This window comes from Pseudomonas bharatica CSV86 (assembly GCF_000319305.2).
Classification (GTDB): Bacteria; Pseudomonadota; Gammaproteobacteria; order Pseudomonadales; family Pseudomonadaceae; genus Aquipseudomonas; species Aquipseudomonas bharatica.
The window spans coordinates 2496805-2517456 of the sequence record NZ_AMWJ02000001.1 but is presented as its reverse complement, the minus strand read 5'-3'; the positions used below and the strand labels follow the sequence as shown (position 1 = coordinate 2517456).

Genomic DNA, 20652 nt, shown 5'->3' with positions numbered 1-20652 from the left:
CACCTACGCCTATACAACACCATGACCGAACTTCCCGACAACATCCTTCACCTGCCGCAATACCAAGTACTGGGCTGCAAATCAACCGACGACGAAATGCACTTCCAGGTGGACGTGCCCGATCCCATCGCCTGCGAGGAATGCGGCGTGCAGGGTGAGTTCGTACGGTTCGGCAAGCGTGACGTTCCCTATCGTGATCTGCCCATCCACGGCAAGCGGGTCACTCTCTGGGTGGTCCGCCGCCGATACACCTGCCGGGCCTGCAAGACAACATTCAGGCCCCAGCTACCGGAGATGGTGGACGGATTCCGTATGACACTGCGGCTGCATGAGTACGTGGAGAAGGAATCCTTCAACCACCCCTACACCTTTGTGGCGGCACAGACCGGCCTGGACGAGAAGACGGTGCGCGACATCTTCAACGCCCGCGCCGAGTTCCTGGGGCGCTGGCACCGCTTCGAGACGCCCCGCATCCTGGGCATTGACGAGCTATACCTGAACAAGCGCTACCGCTGCATTCTGACCAACATTGAGGAGCGAACCCTGCTCGACCTGCTGGCCACCCGCCGCCAGGACGTGGTGACCAACTACCTGATGAAGCTGAAAGACCGGCAGAAGGTCGAGATCGTCAGCATGGACATGTGGAACCCCTACCGGGCAGCGGTCAAGGCTGTGCTGCCCCAGGCCCGTATCGTGGTCGATAAGTTCCATGTGGTGCGCATGGCCAACGATGCCCTAGAGAGAGTGCGCAAGGGCCTCAGAAAGGAGCTGAAACCGTCCCAGAGCCGGACTCTCAAGGGAGACCGGAAAATCCTGCTGAAACGCGCTCACGAAGTCTCAGACCGGGAGCGCCTCATCATGGAGACCTGGACAGGCGCGTTCCCGCAACTGCTGGCCGCCTACGAGCACAAGGAGCGCTTCTACGGCATCTGGGACGCCACCACACGGCTCCAGGCAGAAGCCGCCCTGGACGAGTGGATAGCCACCATCCCGAAGGGCCAAAAGGAAGTCTGGAGCGATCTGGTCAGGGCAGTGGGAAACTGGCGCGAAGAGACCATGACCTACTTCGAGACGGACATGCCCGTCACCAACGCTTACACGGAGTCCATCAACCGACTGGCCAAGGACAAGAACCGTGAAGGGCGCGGTTACTCCTTCGAGGTGATGCGGGCACGAATGCTCTACACCACGAAGCACAAGAAGAAGGCACCGACTGCGAAGGTCTCTCCTTTCTACAAGAAAACCATCGGTTACGGACTGCCGGACTTCGCAGAGGAACTCAACTACGGAGTCGATCTATCAACCATCTGAGGGTGGTATCAGATTGATGGGGTGAAGGTGCCCCATCAACCATTAAATCCGTATACCCGAAAAACTCACCGCGAACTTCCGCTATGCGCTGATGCGCCTGCGTGAGTACGCGGAGAACGTGGCCTTTTACCAGGGCTGGCGAATCGAACGGGACACCTTGCTCGGGCGTTTCTCGGCCTTGATCCTCAACGTCTGGGCGCTGGTGTACCGGAGCCTGAAATTCGACGGTTTCAACCTGGCAGTGAGCCAGGTCGCGGTGGTATTTCCCTTCATTCTCCAGGCGCCACGCTTCTTCAGCGGTGCGATCAAGCTGGGGGATGTGATGCAGACCTCCCAGGCCTTCGGCCAGGTGCAGGATTCGCTGTCGTTCTTCCGTTCTTCCTACGACACCTTCGCCCAGTACCGCGCGACCCTCGATCGCCTGACCGGCTTCATGGATGCCAACCAGCAGGCCCGGGAATTGCCGCGGGTCGAGCGCATCGCGGATGCGCAGGTGCTGGATATCCGTGGCATGCAAGTGTCACGACCGGATGGACAGACGTTGCTGGGCGATTTCAACCTGAGCCTGACGCCCGGACAATCGCTGCTGATCAAGGGGCCGTCGGGTTGCGGCAAGACCACCCTGCTGCGCGCCATTGCCGGACTGTGGCCCTATGCCGAGGGCGAGGTACGTTGCCCGGGTGGCGAGTCGGCGCTGTTCCTGTCGCAGCGGCCATACCTGCCGCTGGGGATGCTGCGCACGGCGGTGGCCTATCCGGCGCCGGGCCTGCCGGGCGATGACGAGCGTCTGGTCCAGGCCCTGCGCGAGGTCAATCTCGGGCACCTGACGGACAAGCTGGACGTCAGCAGTGACTGGGGGCGGATCCTGTCGATCGGCGAGCAACAGCGCCTGGCCTTTGCCCGGGTACTGGTGAACCAACCGAAGATCGTGTTCCTCGACGAGTCCACCTCGGCGATGGACGAGGGGCTGGAACATGGGCTGTACGAACTGATGCGCGAGCGGATGAAGGACAGCATCCTGGTCAGCGTGGGGCACCGGGCGACCTTGGCGGTGTTCCATAGCCATCATCTGCTGCTGGACGGGAAAGGTGGGTGGAACCTTGTTGAACGCTAAGGAGTACATTCGTACTCCACGGCGCGCGCCCGAGCATTCGCCAGGTCAATCGAACAACAGGGAGCGCCCCTCGGCCGACGGCAGGACACACTCGACCCGGTGTCCACAACCCGGCACTACCAGCATCCGGCGCTGGACCTTCAGCACTGCCTGCTCGTAGGCCAGAAAACCCAGGCCCCGTTGCAACCTGAAGGGCCCCTGGAGCATCGCAGCACAGGATTTGTCCAGCACCGGATAGAACGCGCCCTGCCCCGCGCTATTGTCCAGGCCGCCTTCCAGGTAATCCACCCGCGCTGCGGCATAGCGCATCCTGGCCTGCCCGGCATCGGCGGGCAGCCAGGCGGGCAAGGCATCGGTACCATATTTCCAGGCGTTGTAGCCGTCACACGCCTGCGCCGGCAGTTCCATGACAAACCCGCTGCCCTGCGCCACTGGCCGCACCGGATCGAAGTACAGCCAGCTCCCCGGGTCGGCGATCACGTAGCGCAATCCGACCCCGACCGGGGGCTCGGCAGCAAAGGCGACACTGTGCTGCAGCATCTGTGCCCCGGCGGAGAACCCGGCCAGGGTGACGCTGCGCAAGCCGGGATATTGCCGGACCAACTCGACGACCAAGGCATCCAGCGCAGCGAAGGCGCTGATCGGATGCGTTCCCAGCGATGGCTCTCCGGCCAGCCAACTGCCACAGGTCCAGCGTGCATCGCCGGGCTGCGCCGACGGCTCGCCCGGCGAGCTGCAATGGCGCGCATCCTCCACCTGGTACAAGGGCGCTACCACCAGGGTGTCCGCCAGCCGCCCGGCCATCCGTGCCGCCTGCAGTCCGGCGGCGAAACTGCGGCTGGCGTCCCGCGGATGCCCATGGATCACCACCAGCGCCGCCTGGACACTGCGCTCACCGACGGGTCGCGAAGCATAGTAATGCAGCGCCCCTGCCTCATCGGGCAGGTCGAATCTGCGCAGGTCAGCGGCGCCCGCCACATGGGCAACTGTCAACAGGACAGCGAACAGGTAAACACAACGCTTCATGCGGAATCTCTTATTGTCATTCAGTGACGATCTGCAACATGAGATTAATTTAATAAGGGTATCCGGAATTTCTGGTTGATAAAATGCCAAAGATGTAAAGAAGAAAATCTTTCTCAGCGGATTATCTGATTGATCCTCTTCAGCCTACTCTACTGCCAATTTTCTGTTTCCACCTTCGCCTGAGTCTTCATAGCGATGCTGACTAGGGAGGACAGCGAGAGCTGGGCAAGCGTCAAAGCGGTTCTGGTTCATGCGCAATCCGGACACCTGCACAACATTCCTCTTGTAAGAAACCGATCAAATTCTCTAGGTGCCCATACTCGGGTATACAGACAATCGTGCGGCTATGTTTCTCCTGCCGGATCAGCCCTACCTTGGCCATGCGCGCAAGGTGATGTGATAGCGTCGAAGCAGGAATACCCAGCCCCTTCTGGATATCTCCGACCGAAGCCCCATCATGGCCAGCTTTGACCAGAAAGCGGAACACGGACAGTCGGTGACTATTCCCTAGCTCAGCTAAGCTGGCTGCAACCTTTTCGTGATCCATAGCACGCCCCAATAATTCGATGTTTCTAGAATTATAGTTGACAGGTCGGATAAACGCAAGTAGGCTGCGTACATCATTTCGACAATACTAGAAATATAGGAGTAATATTGAATGTCATCTCAACTCCAAGACGCTCTAGGCATGTTCGCCTTTCTCGCTATCGAGCTATCGGTTTTATTCATTGGCATTAGCTTGCTGGTCGGAGTTCTTCAACGTCACATCCCACCATCCAAGGTGGAAGCGTTACTGACTTCCAGTGGGAAGCGAGGCTATTTTCTTGCTGCTGGTTTAGGAGCTATAACGCCCTTCTGTAGTTGCTCGACTATCCCCATGTTGAAAGGGTTGATTCGGGCACGGGCCGGTTTTGGGCCGATGATGGTGTTTCTTTTCTCATCTCCGTTGCTGAATCCTATCGTCGTCGGCCTGCTGGTTGCCACGTTTGGATGGACACTTACTGCTATCTATGTGCTCGCCGCTTTGGTGGTCGCGGTAGGTGCCGGATGGCTGCTTCACACGCTTGGCTTCGAGCGTTATGTGCGCCGGACGGCGACACAAGAGAGCAGTGGATGTAGTTCATCAGCAAGCCCGTGCAGTGCTACATCGACCGCATCGAGTTGCGGCACCAACAGCTGCGACACCACTCCGAAGACGGCTTCTTGCGGGGCTGATAGGAAGACAACAGTCTCTACGTCTAGCGAATGCTGTGACAGTCAACCCACTGTCACGGTTAAGAAAGAAGGGAAGTACAGTGGTGTGTGGCGGGAAGCTTGGTCGGACTTTATCGATGTGTTGCCTTACCTGCTCATCGGTATTGCGATTGGCAGCGTGATCTATGGTTTCATGCCCACTGACTTATTGGAGCAGTATGCAGGCCCAGATAATCCCTTTGCCATTCCAGTTGCCGCTGTCATCGGCGTGCCGTTGTATATTCGCGCTGAAGCCGTCATACCTCTGGCAGCGGCTCTGATGGCCAAAGGCGTGGGTGCCGGGACGGTGCTAGCGTTGATCATCGGCAGTGCCGGAGCCAGCCTGACTGAGCTCATTCTGTTGCGCTCTTTGTTCACGCTGAAGCTTTTAGCGGCGTTTTTAGCAGTCATTTTTGCTATGGCGATGATTGCCGGTTACGCCACCTACCTGTTTTTCTGATCAAGGCGGGAGATGATTAATTCGTTAAGCCTTCCTGGGTACCAGTTGGTGGATTCTGATGAGCAGAATGAAGACATACATTTTCGGCTTGAAGCACCTACACCAGTAGCCTGCGAGGGGTGCGGCGTGCAGGGTGAGTTCGTGCGGTTCGGCAAGCGTGACGTTCCCTATCGTGATCTGCCCATCCACGGCAAGCGGGTCACTCTCTGGGTGGTCCGCCGCCGATACACCTGCCGGGCCTGCAAGACAACATTCAGGCCCCAGCTACCGGAGATGGTGGACGGATTCCGTATGACACTGCGGCTGCATGAGTACGTGGAGAAGGAATCCTTCAACCACCCCTACACCTTTGTGGCGGCACAGACCGGCCTGGACGAGAAGACGGTGCGCGACATCTTCAACGCCCGCGCCGAGTTCCTGGGGCGCTGGCACCGCTTCGAGACGCCCCGCATCCTGGGCATTGACGAGCTATACCTGAACAAGCGCTACCGCTGCATTCTGACCAACATTGAGGAGCGAACCCTGCTCGACCTGCTGGCCACCCGCCGCCAGGACGTGGTGACCAACTACCTGATGAAGCTGAAAGACCGGCAGAAGGTCGAGATCGTCAGCATGGACATGTGGAACCCCTACCGGGCAGCGGTCAAGGCTGTGCTGCCCCAGGCCCGTATCGTGGTCGATAAGTTCCATGTGGTGCGCATGGCCAACGATGCCCTAGAGAGAGTGCGCAAGGGCCTCAGAAAGGAGCTGAAACCGTCCCAGAGCCGGACTCTCAAGGGAGACCGGAAAATCCTGCTGAAACGCGCTCACGAAGTCTCAGACCGGGAGCGCCTCATCATGGAGACCTGGACAGGCGCGTTCCCGCAACTGCTGGCCGCCTACGAGCACAAGGAGCGCTTCTACGGCATCTGGGACGCCACCACACGGCTCCAGGCAGAAGCCGCCCTGGACGAGTGGATAGCCACCATCCCGAAGGGCCAAAAGGAAGTCTGGAGCGATCTGGTCAGGGCAGTGGGAAACTGGCGCGAAGAGACCATGACCTACTTCGAGACGGACATGCCCGTCACCAACGCTTACACGGAGTCCATCAACCGACTGGCCAAGGACAAGAACCGTGAAGGGCGCGGTTACTCCTTCGAGGTGATGCGGGCACGAATGCTCTACACCACGAAGCACAAGAAGAAGGCACCGACTGCGAAGGTCTCTCCTTTCTACAAGAAAACCATCGGTTACGGACTGCCGGACTTCGCAGAGGAACTCAACTACGGAGTCGATCTATCAACCATCTGATAATGGTATCAGGTTGGTGGGGTAAAGGTGCCCCATCAACCATTAAATCCGTATACCCTTTAATAATTCCCGCCGCGTACAACTTTGCCCTGGCCTGATTAACTTTATTTCACTCGCTTTGCCCTTCTGTTTAATTGCCAACTTCGATGTCCCCGGAGATCATGGCACAGCCTTGCCATCGAGCTGCAAGGCCTATACCGCAAGGCATACAGCCCGAGTCCGCGCGCATGAGATCCGCGCGGACAGCGACCGCGTGCCGCCTGAAAATGTATAGACACCGACAACCCAGGTTAATCCAGAAGTTCCGGCATGAGGCCTTGAAACATGGGTAACCCACTCTTTGCAGGACACCTGAGACCATGCAAGCCGCTCCTATCGCTATCGAAGAACGCATTCTCCTGACCGGCGCCACCGGTTTTCTCGGCGGTGCGGTGACCGCGCAATTGCTCGCCGAAGGCCATGGCGCCAACCTGTCGTTCCTGGTGCGTGCCGACACCCGCGACCAAGGCCTTGAACGCCTGCGCGACAATCTGCGCCAGCATGGTGTAGGCGAATGTGCCCTGCAGTTCCTGCACGCCGAGCAGATCATCTGCGGCGACTTTCTCGACACTGCCTGGCTGCCCCGGGAAACCCCGCGTCTGATGCAGATCGAGCGGGTCATCAACTGCGCTGCCGTGGCCTCCTTCTCGAAGAACCCGAGCATCTGGCCGGTCAATGTCGAGGGCACCTTCGCCTTTGCCGAAGTGATGAGCCGCTCCAAGCGCCTCAAGCGCTTCCTGCATGTCGGTACCGCCATGTGCTGCGGCCCGCAGCAGGCTTCGCCCATCAGCGAATCGTGGAGTTTTCCCGACGGTGCCGAGCAATTGGTGGACTACACCGCCTCCAAGGCCGAGATCGAAAGGCGCATGAGCGTGGAGCTGCCAGGCCTGCCATTGGTAGTGGCACGGCCATCCATCGTGGTTGGCCACCGCACCCTCGGCTGCCAGGCATCGGGCAGTATCTTCTGGGTGTTCCGCATGGGCTTCGCCCTCGAGAGCTTTACCTGCGGGCTGGATGAGCAGATCGACGTGATTCCGGTGGACTACTGTGCCGAAGCCCTGATCGGCCTGGCCCTGAAGCCGCAACTGCGGCATAACCTCTACCACGTTTCCGCCGGTCATCATGCTGCCTGCAGCTTCGCCGAGATCGACGAAGCCTTTGCCTCGGCCAATGGCGCCAGCCCCGTGGGCGCGCGCTATCGCAAGATCGGCGTGGACGACCTCAAGGAACTGGCCGGCGACTTCGCAGCCCGCATCGGTCCGGCCAACCCGCGCCTGGTCCTGCGCGCGCTGCGCCTGTACAGCGGCTTCGCCGACCTCAACTACCTGTTCGACAACAGCCGCCTGCTCGAAGAAGGCATTGCCCTGCCCCCGCGGTTCATCGACTACCTGGATGTCTGCGTGCGCTCCTCCAGCGGGGTCAGCATTGCCACGCAGATGCAGTGGGATTTCAAATAGTTAGCCTTTCGGCTGATTCGTGCGGCTGGCGGATGAATTCCGCCGGCCGCTGCTGTACCCTCACCCGCGAATTCCGCCAGATACCCGCCAATCTTGAATACCCCAGCACTGACACCCCGTGAGGCCTACCAGATTCTCCGCGACATCGCCCAGGGCATCCGCCCCATGCGGCGAATCGGCGAACAGGGCTGGAGCGAAGTCCGCAATGGACTGCTGACGGTCGAAGTGGATGGCTGGGTCTTCACCCTTTACAACGATGGCGATGCCCTGGGGCATTGCGAGCGCTGCTACAACCCTGAAGGCGCCGCCTATATCTTCGATGCCGGACATCCCTACGGGACCAACCCCGTGGAGTTCATGAGCCAGTGGGAACGGCAGCGGGTCGAGGGGATGCTGCAGGTTCTGTAGGGCGCTGCCGCCACATATCACCGGCTCCTGCAGCACAGGCAATCGAAAACCTTTGGTTACAACTCTTTTTTGACATCTCCTTCACCCGCCCCGAACACGCCGTTGCCTAAATTGCCGTCATTCCCGTAGTGCTTGTCCCGGAGTGACAGTCATGCTGCAAGGCGTTTTCGATAATCCCGCTTTTCCTTCCCGTCCCAAGCGACGTCTCCCGATTTCGAAAAAACTGCTGGTCCCGGGCCTGTGCGCCCTTCTGCTTCTGGCCGCGTCAGCCACGTGGCTTTTCTCGAGGACACATGTCATGAGCCTGGGTAGTGAGCAGCAGATGCTCGATAGCGGGGTTTATGCCGAATGGGCCAAGGGCAAGGTGATCGTGCTGATCCGTCATGCCGAACGCTGCGACCGTTCCGACAACCCCTGCCTGAGCGACCCCACCGGCATCACCGTAGAAGGCAGCCAGGCGGCGATCGAAGTGGGCAACGGCTTGCAACGCCTTGGCCTGGGCGACGCCGAAGTGCTGAGCAGCCCCGAGTACCGCACCCGGCAGACGGCTCACTTCATCTTCGGCAAGGAGGTCGCCAGCCGTGACTGGATCGGTGAATGCGATCGCGATTTCACCCATGCGGCCCTGCAAAGCAAACGGCCCGGCGTGAACCTGGTGCTGGTCACCCACAGTGGCTGCATCGACCACGTCGAGCGCCAGCTCAAGGTGCCCGGTGGCGAGCGCTCCAGCGAATACGCCAGCGCCCTGTTCGTGTCGATGAACAATGACGGCAAGGCGCGGATCCTCGGCCAGATGAATGCCAACGAATGGCGCAAAGTCGTCGCCAGCGCGGGGAAATAAGCATGCGGACTGCTTCGCGAAAGGATTTCTACCTGGTCAACCTGGGCGTGCCGCTGCTGCTGGCGGCCGCGACCTTCCTGCTGTTCGACCTGACCCGCCTGGACCGCCTGATCAACGACCTGTTCTATGACCCGGCCACCCAACAGTACATCCTGCAGCACAGCCAACTGTTCGAGAAGCTCACGCACAAGTGGCCGCGGATCCTTCCGGACTGGACCGGCGAGGCGGCTATCGTCGGCACCTTGCTGTCTTTCTCATGGCCCCTGCTGGCCAGGCATCAACGCGCAGTCAGTCTGCTGGACAAAGCGCGGATCGCTCCACTGCTGCGGTTTACCGCGCAGTATCGGCGCGACCTGCTGTACGTGGTTACGGCCTTCGCCCTGAGCACCACGCTCATCCATTACCTGAAAAGCCATACGGGCGTGTATTGCCCGGTGGAAACCACCCTGTATGGCGGCGATCAACCGCACCTGGAGTGGTTCAGCAACTTCTCGTTATTCGACAAGGCCGGCCCCGGCCGCTGCTGGCCGGGCGGCCATGCCTCAAGCGGCTTCACGCTGCTGGCGCTGTACTTCGTCGCCCTGCGCCATCGCTGGCCCCATGCGCGCAAGCTGTTGGTGGCGATCCTGCTGATCGGCACGCTCTACGGCACCACCCGGGTACTGCAGGGCTGGCACTATATGTCGCATACCTTCTGGGCGGGGATCGTGGTCTGGCTGGCGAGCTGGGCGAGCGCACTGCTGTTCTACGGGAGGCTGGCATTGCAAGGCCAGCAGGGTTTAAACCCGCGCCCGCTGGCGGTAAGCTCTGGGGCTCTAGTACAAGCTTTCCAGGGCAGTGACCATGACCAGGCCGCTTTTACTCCTACTGGCCGCCACGGCCTTCAGCCAGATCGCACAGGCCCAGCAGATCCAGCGCCAGCTGGGTGATTTCGACTTTCGCCTGGGAACCACCAGTTCCCGCAGCATGGCCCAGGGGCTGATATCGCCCGGTCCCCTGGGCGCCTTCCATGGCGGACTGGACGTCAGCCACGCCAGCGGCTGGTACTTCGGCCAGTACGCGCCGAGCATGGGCCTGTCGGAAAACACCACCTTGCGCCTGGACAGCTACCTGGGCACCCGGCAGCGCTTCAACGACAGCCTTGGCTACGAGGTGGGGCTGATCCACTACAGCCTGCCCAACGTCTCCGGCAACGACAGCTACGCGCTGTATGGCGGCCTGTCGATCTTCGGCAGTCGCCTCGGTGGCGCGCTGCGCAACAACCCCGACAACCGCACCGGCACCCTGTTCGCCGATCTCGGCAGGGTGCCGCTGCTGGATGCCGGAATCACCCTCAAGCTCGCCCATCATCAGTTGGGCACACCCTTCACCATCGGCGATGGCAGCCAGGTGCAGAGTTTCAGCGACTGGTCGCTGCAGCTTTCAAGGCCCTGGCTGGGCATGGACCTTGACCTGATCTACAGCAATTCGGACCTCAGCGGTGGTGGCTGCGAGGCCTACTCGGGCATCAACACCTATTGCGACAGCACGATCACCTTCAAGGCACAGCGCAGTTTCTTCTGAATCAGCCGTCCAGGGTGTCGTAGGACACCACCCGGTCCCGCCCGCCCTGCTTGGCCTGGTACATGGCCTGGTCGGCCTGGCGCAACAGATGCTGGTAATCCGGGTGCCCACTGTAGGTCGCCACGCCAATGCTCACGGTGAGCCGGTGCTTGCGGCCCTCGGTCAGGTTGAAGGTTTCCGCGCCGATCTTGTGCCGCAGCTTTTCCGCGACCTTCAGCGCGTTGGCGTTGTTGATGTCGACCAGGATCATCAGGAATTCCTCGCCGCCCATGCGGAACACGTAGTCCCCGGCGCGGCTGTGGCTGCTGAGGATCTCCGCGGCCTGCTGCAGGACCAGGTCGCCGGCGTCGTGGCCGAAGCGGTCGTTGATCGACTTGAAGTGATCGATATCCACCGACAGCACCGAAAAACGCTGGCCGGTCTTTTGCGCGATGGCGATTTCGTTGCCGATCACCACCGGGAGGAACTTGCGGTTGAGCATGCGGGTGAGCACGTCGCGGCCACTTTCCAGCTCGTTGGCACTGTTGAACAGGCTATCGAGGTTGAACATCAGGCTCTTGGTCCGGTCACGGATCTCCCGCAGCAGGCTCATGCGCGCTGCTTCGTCGCCCGCAGCGGCAAGGAAGCGCGGGAGCAGCTCGTCGTCCACATGACGGATGATCGCCAGGATCTGCTCGCTTTCCCGGGTGTTCTGGAACGCATAGGCGCCCTTGTGGCGGAACCACAGACCGAAATCCGCAGCGGCCAGGCGCGGCAGGTTGGCCCCGCTGGCCCCCATCGCCAGGTCGAACATCAGGCTGTTTTCCCAGTCGAGCAAGGCGCCGCGCTGGCGCTCGCGCTCGGTGGTGATGTTCTGCAATACCGAGAACAGCCGGTAGCCTTCCTCGTTGCGCGAGTTGCGGTCATGGGAGCGGCTGTAGGCGTGGCTCATGATTTCCATGGCCAGGTCCATGGTCTCGCTGGCCAGGCGCAGGATTTGCGCATGCTCCTGCGCGGCCCAGCCTTGCTCGGCAATCAGTTGGTACAGCTGCTTTTTCAGATAGCGCGCACCGCCAAGCACCAGGTGCAGCGGCACGTCGATTCGTGCATGCACCTCGCCCACCTGCTTCTGCAGGGCCACCAGCGGCAGGAAGTCATCACCGGCGCGGGCCGAATAGACCTTCACCAACCAGGCCTGCATCGAGCTGCCCAGGCGGCTCTTGACGTCTTCATGGGAGAGGATCAGCGAGGCGTTGGGATCGGCCAGCATCTGTTCGTAGAAACGTGCGGCGAGGGTGGCCTTGTGGGTCTCGACCAGCCCTTTCAAGGCGTGTGTCAGCGCGTCGGGGAACTGCGCGACCATGGAATGCCATTCCCTGGCTTGTACTTCTGGAGAAACGCTTGGCATGTCTGGCCTATTTTCAGTTCAGCAGAAAGCGTGACGCCCCTTCGGACCTGAAGGGGCGTTCAATCGCTGGCGGGCGTCATGTGCTCGCCAGGCGCGCATTCTATTGCACGTTGAACGTGAAAGTCTTGGCAGTCAGCGCTCCCCGTGCAGGCAGCAACGCCGCGGGCCCGCCCCGGCTTCGGCGCGTTTTTCCTCGGCAACCGCTTCGCGCCACCAGCGCTTGCCGGCCTGCGGCGCGCGAAGGTCGAAGCGCTCGCCCATGCCCGGCGTCGCAACGCTGACGCCCTGCTGCGCCGCGTGCTCCAGCACGGTTTCGAAAGGCTCGTACCAGGCGTGCATGGCGAGGTCGAAGGTGCCGTTATGGATCGGCAGCAGCCAGCGACCGCCCAGGTCGACATGGGCCTGTACCGTCTGCCGAGGGTGCATGTGCACGTAGGGCCAATGTTCGTTCCAAGCGCCGGTTTCCATCAGGGTCAGGTCGAACGGGCCGAAACGTCGGCCGATCTCGCTGAAGCCGTCGAAGTAGCCAGTGTCGCCGCTGAAAAACAGCTTGAACCCGGGCGCTTCGATCACCCAGGAACACCACAGGGTGCGGTTGCCATCACGCAGGCCGCGACCGGAAAAATGCTGCGCCGGCGTGGCGGTCAGGCGCAGGCCGCCGGCGTCGATACCTTGCCACCAGTCGAACTGGCGCACCTTGTGCGCCGACACGCCCCAGGCCAGCAGACGGTCGCCAACGCCCAACGGCGTGACGAACACCTCCACCTTGGGTGCAAGGACCTTGATGGTGGCGCGGTCGAGATGGTCGTAGTGATCGTGGGAGAGGATCACCCCACGGATCGGCGGCAGCTCGGCGAGGCTGATCGGCGGTTCGTGAAAGCGCTTGGGTCCGGCGAAGGCGAACGGCGAAGCCCGCCGGGAAAACACCGGATCGGTCAGCCACCAGTTGCCTTCGAGCCTGAACAGCAGGGTCGAATGCCCCAAGCGGTACAGGCTGCCGTCGGCGGCCTGTTCCAGGTCCTGCCGGGTCAGGCGCTGCACGGGCAATGCCACCCGCGGCACGGTGAAGCGCGGTTTGTTGAACAGCAGGTTCCACAGCACCCTGGCGTCCGGCGCCGGCGCGTCGGCCGGTCGTGGCGTCAGGTTGTGAAAGCGTCCCTGCCGGGCCTGGGGCGAATGGGCATGCTCGGGTTTCAAGGGCGGAATCCTCCGGGGGCGAGGTTTCCAATCTACTCGGGATGCCCGGGGATTCAAGTGAAGGAAGATTAACCGGCGGGGATCGGGCAATGAGCCTGGAGGAATATGCAAGCAGGAAGCTCCGTGGGGACTCGCAGGCCCTCATCGCCGGCAACGCCGGCTCCCACAGGGATGGCGAACACCGCAGAACCTTGTGGGAGCCGGCGTTGCCGGCGATGAGGCCAGTAGGGTCCCTGATGATTCTCTTCCCATTGCACCTCGCGTAAAGTTGTCCTAAATGCTCATGGCCCTGCTTAATGGACAAATACGCCCCCGCCAGTGGCTCCCCCACGAAAAACCCGCATTGCCCGGCTCGCCGTCGACGCCGTTGCATGCCCCGGCCAAGCGCATGGCCTTTGCTGCGGTGGGCCTGCTGGTGGCGATCACCGGCGGCCTGGGCAACGCACTGGTCACCGCCAACCTGCCGTTTCTCCAGGGCGCATTGGGCGCGACCAGTGCCGAGATGGCCTGGCTGCCCGCTGCGTTCGTGATGACCAACGTGTCGATGAACCTGCTGCTGGTCAAGTTCCGCCAGGAATTCGGCTTGCGCGCCTTTACCGAAGTGTTCCTGGTGCTCTATGCCCTGGTCACCTTCGCCCATCTGTTCGTCAACGACCTCAACTCGGCCATCGCCGTGCGCGCCGCCCATGGCATGGTCGGCGCGGCCCTCAGCTCGCTGGGCCTGTACTACATGATCCAGGCGTTCCCGGCGCAGTGGCGCCTGAAGGCCATGGTGCTCGGGCTGGGCGCCTCGCAACTGGCCGTACCGCTGGCCCGGGTGTTTTCCGAAGACCTGCTGCAGATCGCCGAATGGCGCGGCCTGTACCTGTTCGAACTGGGGCTGGCCCTGGCCGCACTGGGTTGCGTGCTGATGCTCAAGCTCCCTCCCGGCGACCGCTTCAAGACCTTCGAGCCCCTGGACTTCCTGACCTTTTCGCTGATGGCCAGCGGCACCGCGCTGCTCTGCGCAGTACTCTCCCTCGGCCGCATCGACTGGTGGCTGGACGCGCCCTGGATCGGCGTGGCCCTGGCCGCGTCCATCGCCCTGGTGTGCAGCGGCCTCGCCATCGAGCACAACCGCAGCAACCCGCTGCTGATGACCCGCTGGCTGGGCAGCGGCGCCATCGTGCGCCTGGCCCTGTGCGTGGTGCTGATCCGCATGGTGACCTCGGAGCAGTCCACCGGGGCGGTGGGCTTCCTGCAAGCGCTGAACATGGGCAGCGAGCAGATGCGCCAGTTGTACTGGATCATGCTGCTCGGCGCGGCGACGGGGCTGGCCACCAGCGCCTTGACCATCACCCCGCAGCACCTGGTGCTACCACTGTTCGTCTCCCTTGCGGCGATGGCAACCGGTGCCTTCATGGACAGCTCGTCGAGCAACCTGACCCGCCCGGCACAGATGTACTTCAGCCAGTTCCTGCTGGCCTTCGGCAGCACCTTCTTCCTCGGCCCGAGCATGGCCCTGGGCATCGGCCATGTACGCGCCAACCCGCGCAACCTGGTGAGCTTTTCGGTGATGTTCGGTATCTGCAACAACCTCGGCGGCCTGCTCGGCTCGGCGCTGCTCGGTACCTTCCAGACGGTGCGGGAGAAATTCCACTCCAGTCACCTGGTGGAAAACCTCGGTTACCTGGAACCCCTGGTCAACGCCAGGATCCAGAGTGGTGGCGCCGGCTATGCGGGCGTGATTGCCGATCCGGCCCTGCGCAACGAGGCCGGCGTGCGCCTGCTGGCCAGCGCCGCAACCCGCGAGGCCAATATCCTGGCCTATAACGATGTATTCATGCTGATCGGCACGATCGCCGTGCTGACCATGATCTGGATCTTCATCCGCAGCCTGCGCTTGCGCTATCTCGCGCGCCAGGCAGCGGTCCCCACCCCCTCAAGCGACGCACCGAGCCGATGACCCAGGAAACGCCCTCGACCACCACCACCGCCATCGCCGAAACCCCGGAAGGCCTCGCTCCGCCCAGCGAACCGGGCAGCCCGCAGCGCTCGCGCAGGGTACGCCTGCTCTCGACCTTGAGTTTCGCCGCCGTGGCCATCGTCGGGATTCTCGTCGTGCTGTATGCCTGGCGCCTGCCGCCCTTCGGCAGCACCATCGAGAGCACGGAAAACGCCCTGGTGAGAGGCCAGGTGACCATCATCGGTCCACAACTGGCGGGTTACGTCGTCGAAGTACCGGTGCACGACTTCCAGTTCGTCAAGGCTGGCGAGCTGCTGGTACGTCTCGACGACCGCATCTACACCCAGCGCCTGGCCCAGGCCAGGGCCCAGTTGCAACAGCAGCAGGCGGCGCTGGCCAACAACCTGCAGCAACGCAACAGCGCCGAAGCGGTGATCGCCCAGCGCCAGGCGGCCATCGACGACGCTGCGGCCCAGGCCGCACGCAACCAGGCCGACCTGCGCCGCAACGAAGAACTGGCCCGCGACGGCTCGGTGTCGCGCCGCGAGCTGGACCTCAGCCGCGCCAGCCATGCCGCCGCCGTCGCCAGCCTGGCCCAGGCCCGGGCCGCCCTGGAAATCGCCCGCCAGGACCGCGAGACGGTGATCGTCAACCGCGCAGCCCTGGAAGCAGCCGTGGCAAACGCCAAGGCTGCGCTGGAACTGGCGCGCATCGATCTGGACAACACCCGGGTCACCGCGCCCCGCGACGGCCAGCTCGGGCAGATCGGCACCCGCCTCGGCGCCTACGTCAACTCCGGCGCACAGTTGATAGCGCTGGTGCCAGAGGTCAAATGGGTCATCGCCAACCTCAAGGAAACCCAGATGGCCAACGTGCGCATCGGCCAGCCGGCAAGCTTCACCGTCGATGCCCTGAACCACCTCAAGCTGCACGGCCATGTGCAGCAGATCGCCCCGGCCACCGGCTCGGAATTCGCCCTGCTGCAGGCCGATAATGCGACCGGCAACTTCGTCAAGATCGCCCAGCGTATTCCGGTGCGGATCACCGTGGATGAGGATCAGCCGGAAGCACAACATCTGCGTCGGGGATGTCGGTGGTGGTCAGTATCGATACGCGGCAATGAGCCAGGCGTCACTGGCGCCGGAACTCCACCGTGGTCTTGACCCGCTCATCCACCACCAGCGAAAACACATCCGGCCGCGAGTAATGCCCGACCACATCGAAGTCATAACGTGCCCGCACCAGCTCCTCCAGGTCGATCCGTGCGGTCAACAGTCCTTCCTCGTCACGTAGCGGCCCTGCCAGCACGTCGCCCAGCGGCCCGACGATCACGCTGTTGCCCTGGATCAACGGGCGATCACCGTCCCAATGCGGCACCTCGATACCCAAAGTATTCGGCGACGGCTGGACCTGGCAGGCACTGACCACGAACAGGCGACCCTCGTGGGCAATGTGACGCATCGACGCCTGCCAGACATCGCGCTCATCCACGGTCGGTGCGCACCAGACCTGCACGCCCTTGGCGTACATCGCCGTGCGCAGCAGCGGCATATGGTTTTCCCAGCAGATCGCCGCGCCAACCTTGCCCACCGGCGTATCCAGCACCGGCAGGGTCGAACCGTCGCCCTGGCCCCAGATCAGGCGTTCGGTACCGGTCGGCATCAGTTTGCGATGCTTGCTGACCAGTCCGCCCTCCGGAGAGAAGAACAGCGCAGTGCAGAACAGCGTGTTGCCGGATCGCTCGATCACACCGATCACCAGGTGTGCACCGGTGCGCTGGGCCAGGCCGGCCAGCTCGTCGGTTTCGGCGCCGGGGACGTCGATGGCGTTTTCGTAGTAGCGCTGGAAAGCCTCGCGACCTTCGGGCAGGCGATAGCCCAGGTAGGTGCCGAAGATCTCGCCTTTCGGATAGCCGCCCAGCAGCGCCTCCGGCATGACCACGAGGCCGGCACCGGACGCCTTGATGCGCTCCTCGTAGGCCAGGATCGCCTCCAGGGTGGCGGTCTTGCCCTCGGGGCGCGAGCCGATCTGCAAAGCGGCAACGATGGAAGTTGGCATGGGTCTGTCTCGCTTGTGGTGGGTAGATTGAGGCATAGTCGCCAGCACCTCGTTATCAATCAATTCAGTACACACGCCATCTGATATGAACCAAATCAATATCTGCTCGCTGGACCTCAACCTGCTGAAAGTCTTCGAAGCCCTGTACGAGGAAGGCGGCGCAGGCCGCGCATCTATTCGCCTGGGCATCACCCAGTCGGCCGTGAGTGCCGCCCTCGCCCGCTTGCGCCTGGTGTATGGCGATCACCTGTTCGAGCGCACCGGACGCGGGTTGCGGCCCACTGCGAAAAGCGAGGAACTGCGTCCGATCATCGGCGCAGCGCTGGAGAAATGCCGGCAGAGCCTGTTGCTGGTCAGCGGTGCCGGGGCCGCCTTCCATGGCCGTACCGTGGCCCTGGGGCTATCGGACGACCATGAACTGGCCATCGGCCGGGCGCTGATCGACCTGGCGAAGCAGCGGGCGCCTGGCTTGCGCCTGCTGTTCAAGCAAACCCACAGCATGCTCGCCGCGGATGCGTTGATGGGGCGGCAGATCGACCTGGCGCTGACCGCCGGGGCCATCGCTTCACGGGTGCTGGGACGGCAGGTGCTGGGCAGCGGTGGCTACAGCTGCCTCAGTGCACTGCCGGGTGAGCTGGGGCTGGAGGACTTTCTTCGGCGCGGGCATGTGCTGGTGTCGTCCGGCGGCTATGTCGGGGTGGTGGACGAGGCGCTGGCGGCACTTGGGCAGAACCGGCGAGTCGAGGCGTCGACCACGCATTTCGCGGCATTGCCGGCCTTGTTGCACGACAGCGATTGCATTGCCACGCTGCCGACCCACGCGGCGCAGGCCCTTGCGCGGTTGTCCGGGTTGATCTGCCTGCCCTGCCCGATCGATTTGCCGCGTTACTCCGTGGAACTGGGCTGGCGGGCGGACAGTGCGCGGGATCCGGTGATCCAGGTGGTCATGGAGATGATCAGCGCGGTGGTCGAACGGTTGGAATGATCCAGATTTTCCTTTGCCCTCCTGGGCCTCATCGCTGGCAAGCCAGCACCCACAGGTATCGCATGCACCGCTGAACCTGTGATTTGCCTGTTTCATTTCCCACAGGTATGGAGCAAATCCCGGGAGCGCCGCGGACACTGTGGGAGCTGGCTTGCCAGCGATGAGGCCGGTAAGAACAGCCTACTGCTCGACCCTGGCCATGGCCGCCTGCTCATAGCGCGGATACAGATGGCTCACGCTTCGGATCAACTCATACTTGCTCATTTTCACCGCCGCGAACCGTTCGGGAATCGGCGTGGCGATCACCTCGTTCATCTCCAGGCCGTTGGCCGCACTGTCGCGCAGCAGGTCGTCCAGCCAACCGAGGTAATCCATCATCTGCTCGAACGGCCGGCGATCCTGGCTGACCGGGCCATGTCCCGGTACCAGCAGCGTCCAGGGCAGCCCCTGCAACTGCTGGAGATCCTCCATCCACTGCAGCAGCCCCGGGCTGTGCGGCGTGGTCAGCGCACGCTGGTAGAACACAAGATCGCCGGTAAACAGTACCCCGGTCTTCTCATCCAGCACCGCCAGATCGGCACCGCTATGGCCGGTAAATGCCAGCAAGCGCAGTGGGTGGGAACCAAAGCGTTTTACCCCCGGCTCCAGCGTCTGTTCCGGCACCCGCACCTGGGTCCCGCGCATCCAGTCGCCGACCATGCGGTACATGTTCTCCGTAAGGCCGTCGCCCTCCTTCGCCAACTGCGCGTTGGTGCCCGGCAGGGCGGCGATGGGCGCATCGGCGAAGGCCTGGTTGCCCAGGGCGTGGTCAGGGTGGTGATGGGTGATCAGCACCTGCACCACCGGCTTGTCGGTGACCTTGCCGATGGCCGAGCGCAGGGCCTGGCCGTAGCGCAGCGAAGGGCCGCTGTCGATCACCACCACCCGGCCTCGCTGACGATGAACCCGGTATTGACGATATTGCCGCCATTGTCGCGGGAAAAATTCTCGGTGCTGCCCTCCAGCACCCAGGTGTCGTCAGCGATCCGACGCGGTTCGAGACGGTAATCCAGGTCGGCCAGGCTCGGCAGGCTGACAAGGCTCAACAGGCACAGCAAGGCTCGCATCCAGGACCTCATTCGATGGCGGCGTCGAAGGCATTGCCGTTGTTGTCGCGCAGGCTCAGGCGTACCGGGCCCGGGCGGCGCAGGTCGAACGACAGGCTGGGGTTTTCGCTCACGGCCGGCCACAGCTCGAGGGTCGCCAGGGACCGGCCAGCGGCATCGAACAGTTCGGCGTGCTCGATGAAGAATTCCGGGATCCCGGCCATCAGGCCGTTATCCATGGGGTGCGCAACCGACAGGCGCAGGCGGCTGAAGTCTTCGCGCGGATAGCGCCCACCGAGCACCTGGCCGAGCCGTTCTTCCCAGCCCGGCTGGCTGCGTACGACGCTGGGCGCGGTGCAGCCGCCACCGGCAGCGTCGATCAGGGTCGAGCCGACGTGCCAGACGCCATCCTCGGTCTGCACGGCGGCACGCAGCGGCGTGGCCTGCTCGATGCGGATCCGCACCGCCAGCCAGGGCAGCACGTCCGGGCCCGGAGCAAAATCGACGATCCTGGGCAGCGGGTTAAGCTCGGCCCAGACCAGCATGCGCCTGACCCGGCCTGGCACGTCCCGGGCATCCACTTGCAGCGGTACCTGCCGGGCGTCCTCGGCGAACGGCGGTGCGACGACCTTGACCCGCTGATCGAAGCGGTAGGGCTCGTCGCCAATCCATTGCTTGCGGTAGAACTCCCACATCACCGAGGGCACCGGGTCGGGCCCCGGATCCAGGGCATGGGCCGGGGCACCCAGGCATAACGCCAGCAGCAGCAACGGCACCCGGGTCATGGCATCACTCCGTGACGTGCACGCTGTCCAGGTAGGTGCGGACTGCCCAGAGCGCTTCCTGGCTCAGGTAGTCGGCCATCTTCGGCATGTAGACGCGGCCGTCGCGTACCGAACCGTTGCGCACCCGCTCGACGAACCACTCGTCCCCGGCGGCGCCTTCGTCGAGCATGCGCAGGTCGGGGGCGATGCCGCCGGACTTGGCTTCCAGGCCGTGGCAGGCCGCACAGTTCTGGTTGTAGGCCGAGGCACCGATGGCGACCGCCTCGTCATGCTGCGGGCTGTTACGGTAAGGGTTCTCGGTACGCCACTCTTCGCCGAGCTTTTCCAGGTTGCCGGTATTGACCGCCGTCGGCACTACGTTGCCGTGGGCCATGACCGCCCCTGCACTCACCAGGCCGGCCAGGAACATGGCACTCAGGCAGGCGTTCTTAACTGTTGTCATTGTTTTGCCCTCGACTACTTCAGGTT

Annotated in this window: 16 protein-coding genes and 4 pseudogenes; 12 read left to right on the top strand and 8 right to left on the bottom strand. The window is 62.8% G+C overall.

The window, feature by feature from the left end; translation table 11 throughout:
* Nucleotides 1-21 precede the first annotated feature (21 nt).
* Complete coding sequence (locus CSV86_RS11275) at nucleotides 22-1311, top strand: ISL3-like element ISPpu12 family transposase (protein WP_004574636.1); 1290 nt, start codon at nucleotides 22-24, stop codon at nucleotides 1309-1311.
* Between the two features lie 58 nt (nucleotides 1312-1369).
* Nucleotides 1370-2425 (top strand): annotated as a pseudogene (locus CSV86_RS11270) (ABC transporter ATP-binding protein/permease); the annotation flags it as partial.
* A gap of 45 nt (nucleotides 2426-2470) precedes the next feature.
* On the opposite strand, the gene CSV86_RS11265 reads toward CSV86_RS11270, so the two are convergent.
* Together CSV86_RS11265 and CSV86_RS11260 are read right to left on the bottom strand one after the other, a co-directional pair.
* Nucleotides 2471-3451, bottom strand: a complete 981-nt coding sequence (locus CSV86_RS11265; protein ID WP_170394584.1) for an alpha/beta hydrolase family protein — start codon at nucleotides 3449-3451, stop codon at nucleotides 2471-2473.
* Between the two features lie 232 nt (nucleotides 3452-3683).
* Nucleotides 3684-3998 (bottom strand): ArsR/SmtB family transcription factor, encoded by a 315-nt coding sequence (locus CSV86_RS11260; protein WP_000349485.1) that lies wholly within the window; start codon nucleotides 3996-3998, stop codon nucleotides 3684-3686.
* Nucleotides 3999-4139: 141 nt separating this feature from the next.
* Here CSV86_RS11260 and CSV86_RS11255 point away from each other — a divergent pair, with 141 nt between their 5' ends.
* The 7 genes from CSV86_RS11255 to CSV86_RS11225 all read left to right on the top strand — a co-directional run bounded on the left by CSV86_RS11255 (nucleotide 4140) and on the right by CSV86_RS11225 (nucleotide 10742).
* Nucleotides 4140-5144, top strand: a complete 1005-nt coding sequence (locus CSV86_RS11255; protein WP_040363373.1) for a permease — start codon at nucleotides 4140-4142, stop codon at nucleotides 5142-5144.
* A 12-nt stretch (nucleotides 5145-5156) separates the two neighbouring features.
* Entirely contained in the window at nucleotides 5157-6434 is a 1278-nt protein-coding gene (locus CSV86_RS11250) for an ISL3 family transposase (RefSeq protein WP_000610830.1), read from the top strand.
* 359 nt (nucleotides 6435-6793) lie between these two features.
* Complete coding sequence (cprA, locus tag CSV86_RS11245) at nucleotides 6794-7930, top strand: cationic peptide resistance protein CprA (protein ID WP_009398479.1); 1137 nt, start codon at nucleotides 6794-6796, stop codon at nucleotides 7928-7930.
* 93 nt (nucleotides 7931-8023) lie between these two features.
* On the top strand, nucleotides 8024-8338 hold the full coding sequence (locus CSV86_RS11240; protein ID WP_037059993.1) for a DUF7693 family protein: 315 nt from the start codon (nucleotides 8024-8026) through the stop codon (nucleotides 8336-8338).
* A 151-nt stretch (nucleotides 8339-8489) separates the two neighbouring features.
* Nucleotides 8490-9179, top strand: a complete 690-nt coding sequence (gene pmrG, locus CSV86_RS11235; protein WP_037059992.1) for a lipopolysaccharide core heptose(II)-phosphate phosphatase PmrG — start codon at nucleotides 8490-8492, stop codon at nucleotides 9177-9179.
* Between the two features lie 2 nt (nucleotides 9180-9181).
* The gene (locus CSV86_RS11230) at nucleotides 9182-10108 is read left to right on the top strand and encodes a phosphatase PAP2 family protein (RefSeq protein ID WP_009398476.1); all 927 of its coding nucleotides are present in this window, start codon (nucleotides 9182-9184) and stop codon (nucleotides 10106-10108) included.
* Nucleotides 10023-10742: a TorF family putative porin gene (locus tag CSV86_RS11225; protein ID WP_009398475.1), complete on the top strand. Its 720-nt coding sequence runs from the start codon at nucleotides 10023-10025 to the stop codon at nucleotides 10740-10742. The genes CSV86_RS11230 and CSV86_RS11225 overlap by 86 nt, the downstream gene beginning before the upstream one ends.
* 1 nt (nucleotide 10743) lies before the next feature.
* On the opposite strand, the gene CSV86_RS11220 is transcribed toward CSV86_RS11225, so the two are convergent.
* Together CSV86_RS11220 and CSV86_RS11215 are read right to left on the bottom strand one after the other, a co-directional pair.
* Nucleotides 10744-12084 (bottom strand): diguanylate cyclase, encoded by a 1341-nt coding sequence (locus CSV86_RS11220; protein ID WP_009398474.1) that lies wholly within the window; start codon nucleotides 12082-12084, stop codon nucleotides 10744-10746.
* A gap of 177 nt (nucleotides 12085-12261) precedes the next feature.
* Complete coding sequence (locus tag CSV86_RS11215) at nucleotides 12262-13326, bottom strand: MBL fold metallo-hydrolase (protein ID WP_009398473.1); 1065 nt, start codon at nucleotides 13324-13326, stop codon at nucleotides 12262-12264.
* 296 nt (nucleotides 13327-13622) lie between these two features.
* Here CSV86_RS11215 and CSV86_RS11210 point away from each other — a divergent pair.
* Together CSV86_RS11210 and CSV86_RS11205 are read left to right on the top strand one after the other, a co-directional pair.
* Nucleotides 13623-15271: pseudogene (locus CSV86_RS11210) on the top strand (MFS transporter).
* Nucleotides 15268-16394 (top strand): annotated as a pseudogene (locus CSV86_RS11205) (HlyD family secretion protein). The pseudogenes CSV86_RS11210 and CSV86_RS11205 overlap by 4 nt, the downstream one beginning before the upstream one ends.
* An 8-nt stretch (nucleotides 16395-16402) precedes the next feature.
* Here CSV86_RS11205 and CSV86_RS11200 read toward each other — a convergent pair.
* A complete protein-coding gene (locus CSV86_RS11200; protein ID WP_009398466.1) occupies nucleotides 16403-17329 on the bottom strand; it encodes a carbon-nitrogen hydrolase family protein in 927 nt (308 codons plus the stop codon).
* Nucleotides 17330-17414: 85 nt separating this feature from the next.
* Here CSV86_RS11200 and CSV86_RS11195 point away from each other — a divergent pair, with 85 nt between their 5' ends.
* Nucleotides 17415-18314, top strand: a complete 900-nt coding sequence (locus CSV86_RS11195) for a LysR family transcriptional regulator (protein WP_009398464.1) — start codon at nucleotides 17415-17417, stop codon at nucleotides 18312-18314.
* A 180-nt stretch (nucleotides 18315-18494) separates the two neighbouring features.
* On the opposite strand, the pseudogene CSV86_RS11190 reads toward CSV86_RS11195, so the two are convergent.
* The 3 genes and pseudogenes from CSV86_RS11190 to pedF form a co-directional block, all read right to left on the bottom strand.
* Nucleotides 18495-19420: pseudogene (locus CSV86_RS11190) on the bottom strand (quinoprotein relay system zinc metallohydrolase 1).
* Between the two features lie 8 nt (nucleotides 19421-19428).
* A complete protein-coding gene (locus CSV86_RS11185; protein ID WP_009398459.1) occupies nucleotides 19429-20184 on the bottom strand; it encodes a quinoprotein dehydrogenase-associated SoxYZ-like carrier in 756 nt (251 codons plus the stop codon).
* A gap of 4 nt (nucleotides 20185-20188) precedes the next feature.
* Nucleotides 20189-20626: a cytochrome c-550 PedF gene (pedF, locus tag CSV86_RS11180; protein WP_037059986.1), complete on the bottom strand. Its 438-nt coding sequence runs from the start codon at nucleotides 20624-20626 to the stop codon at nucleotides 20189-20191.
* Nucleotides 20627-20652: the final 26 nt, after the last annotated feature.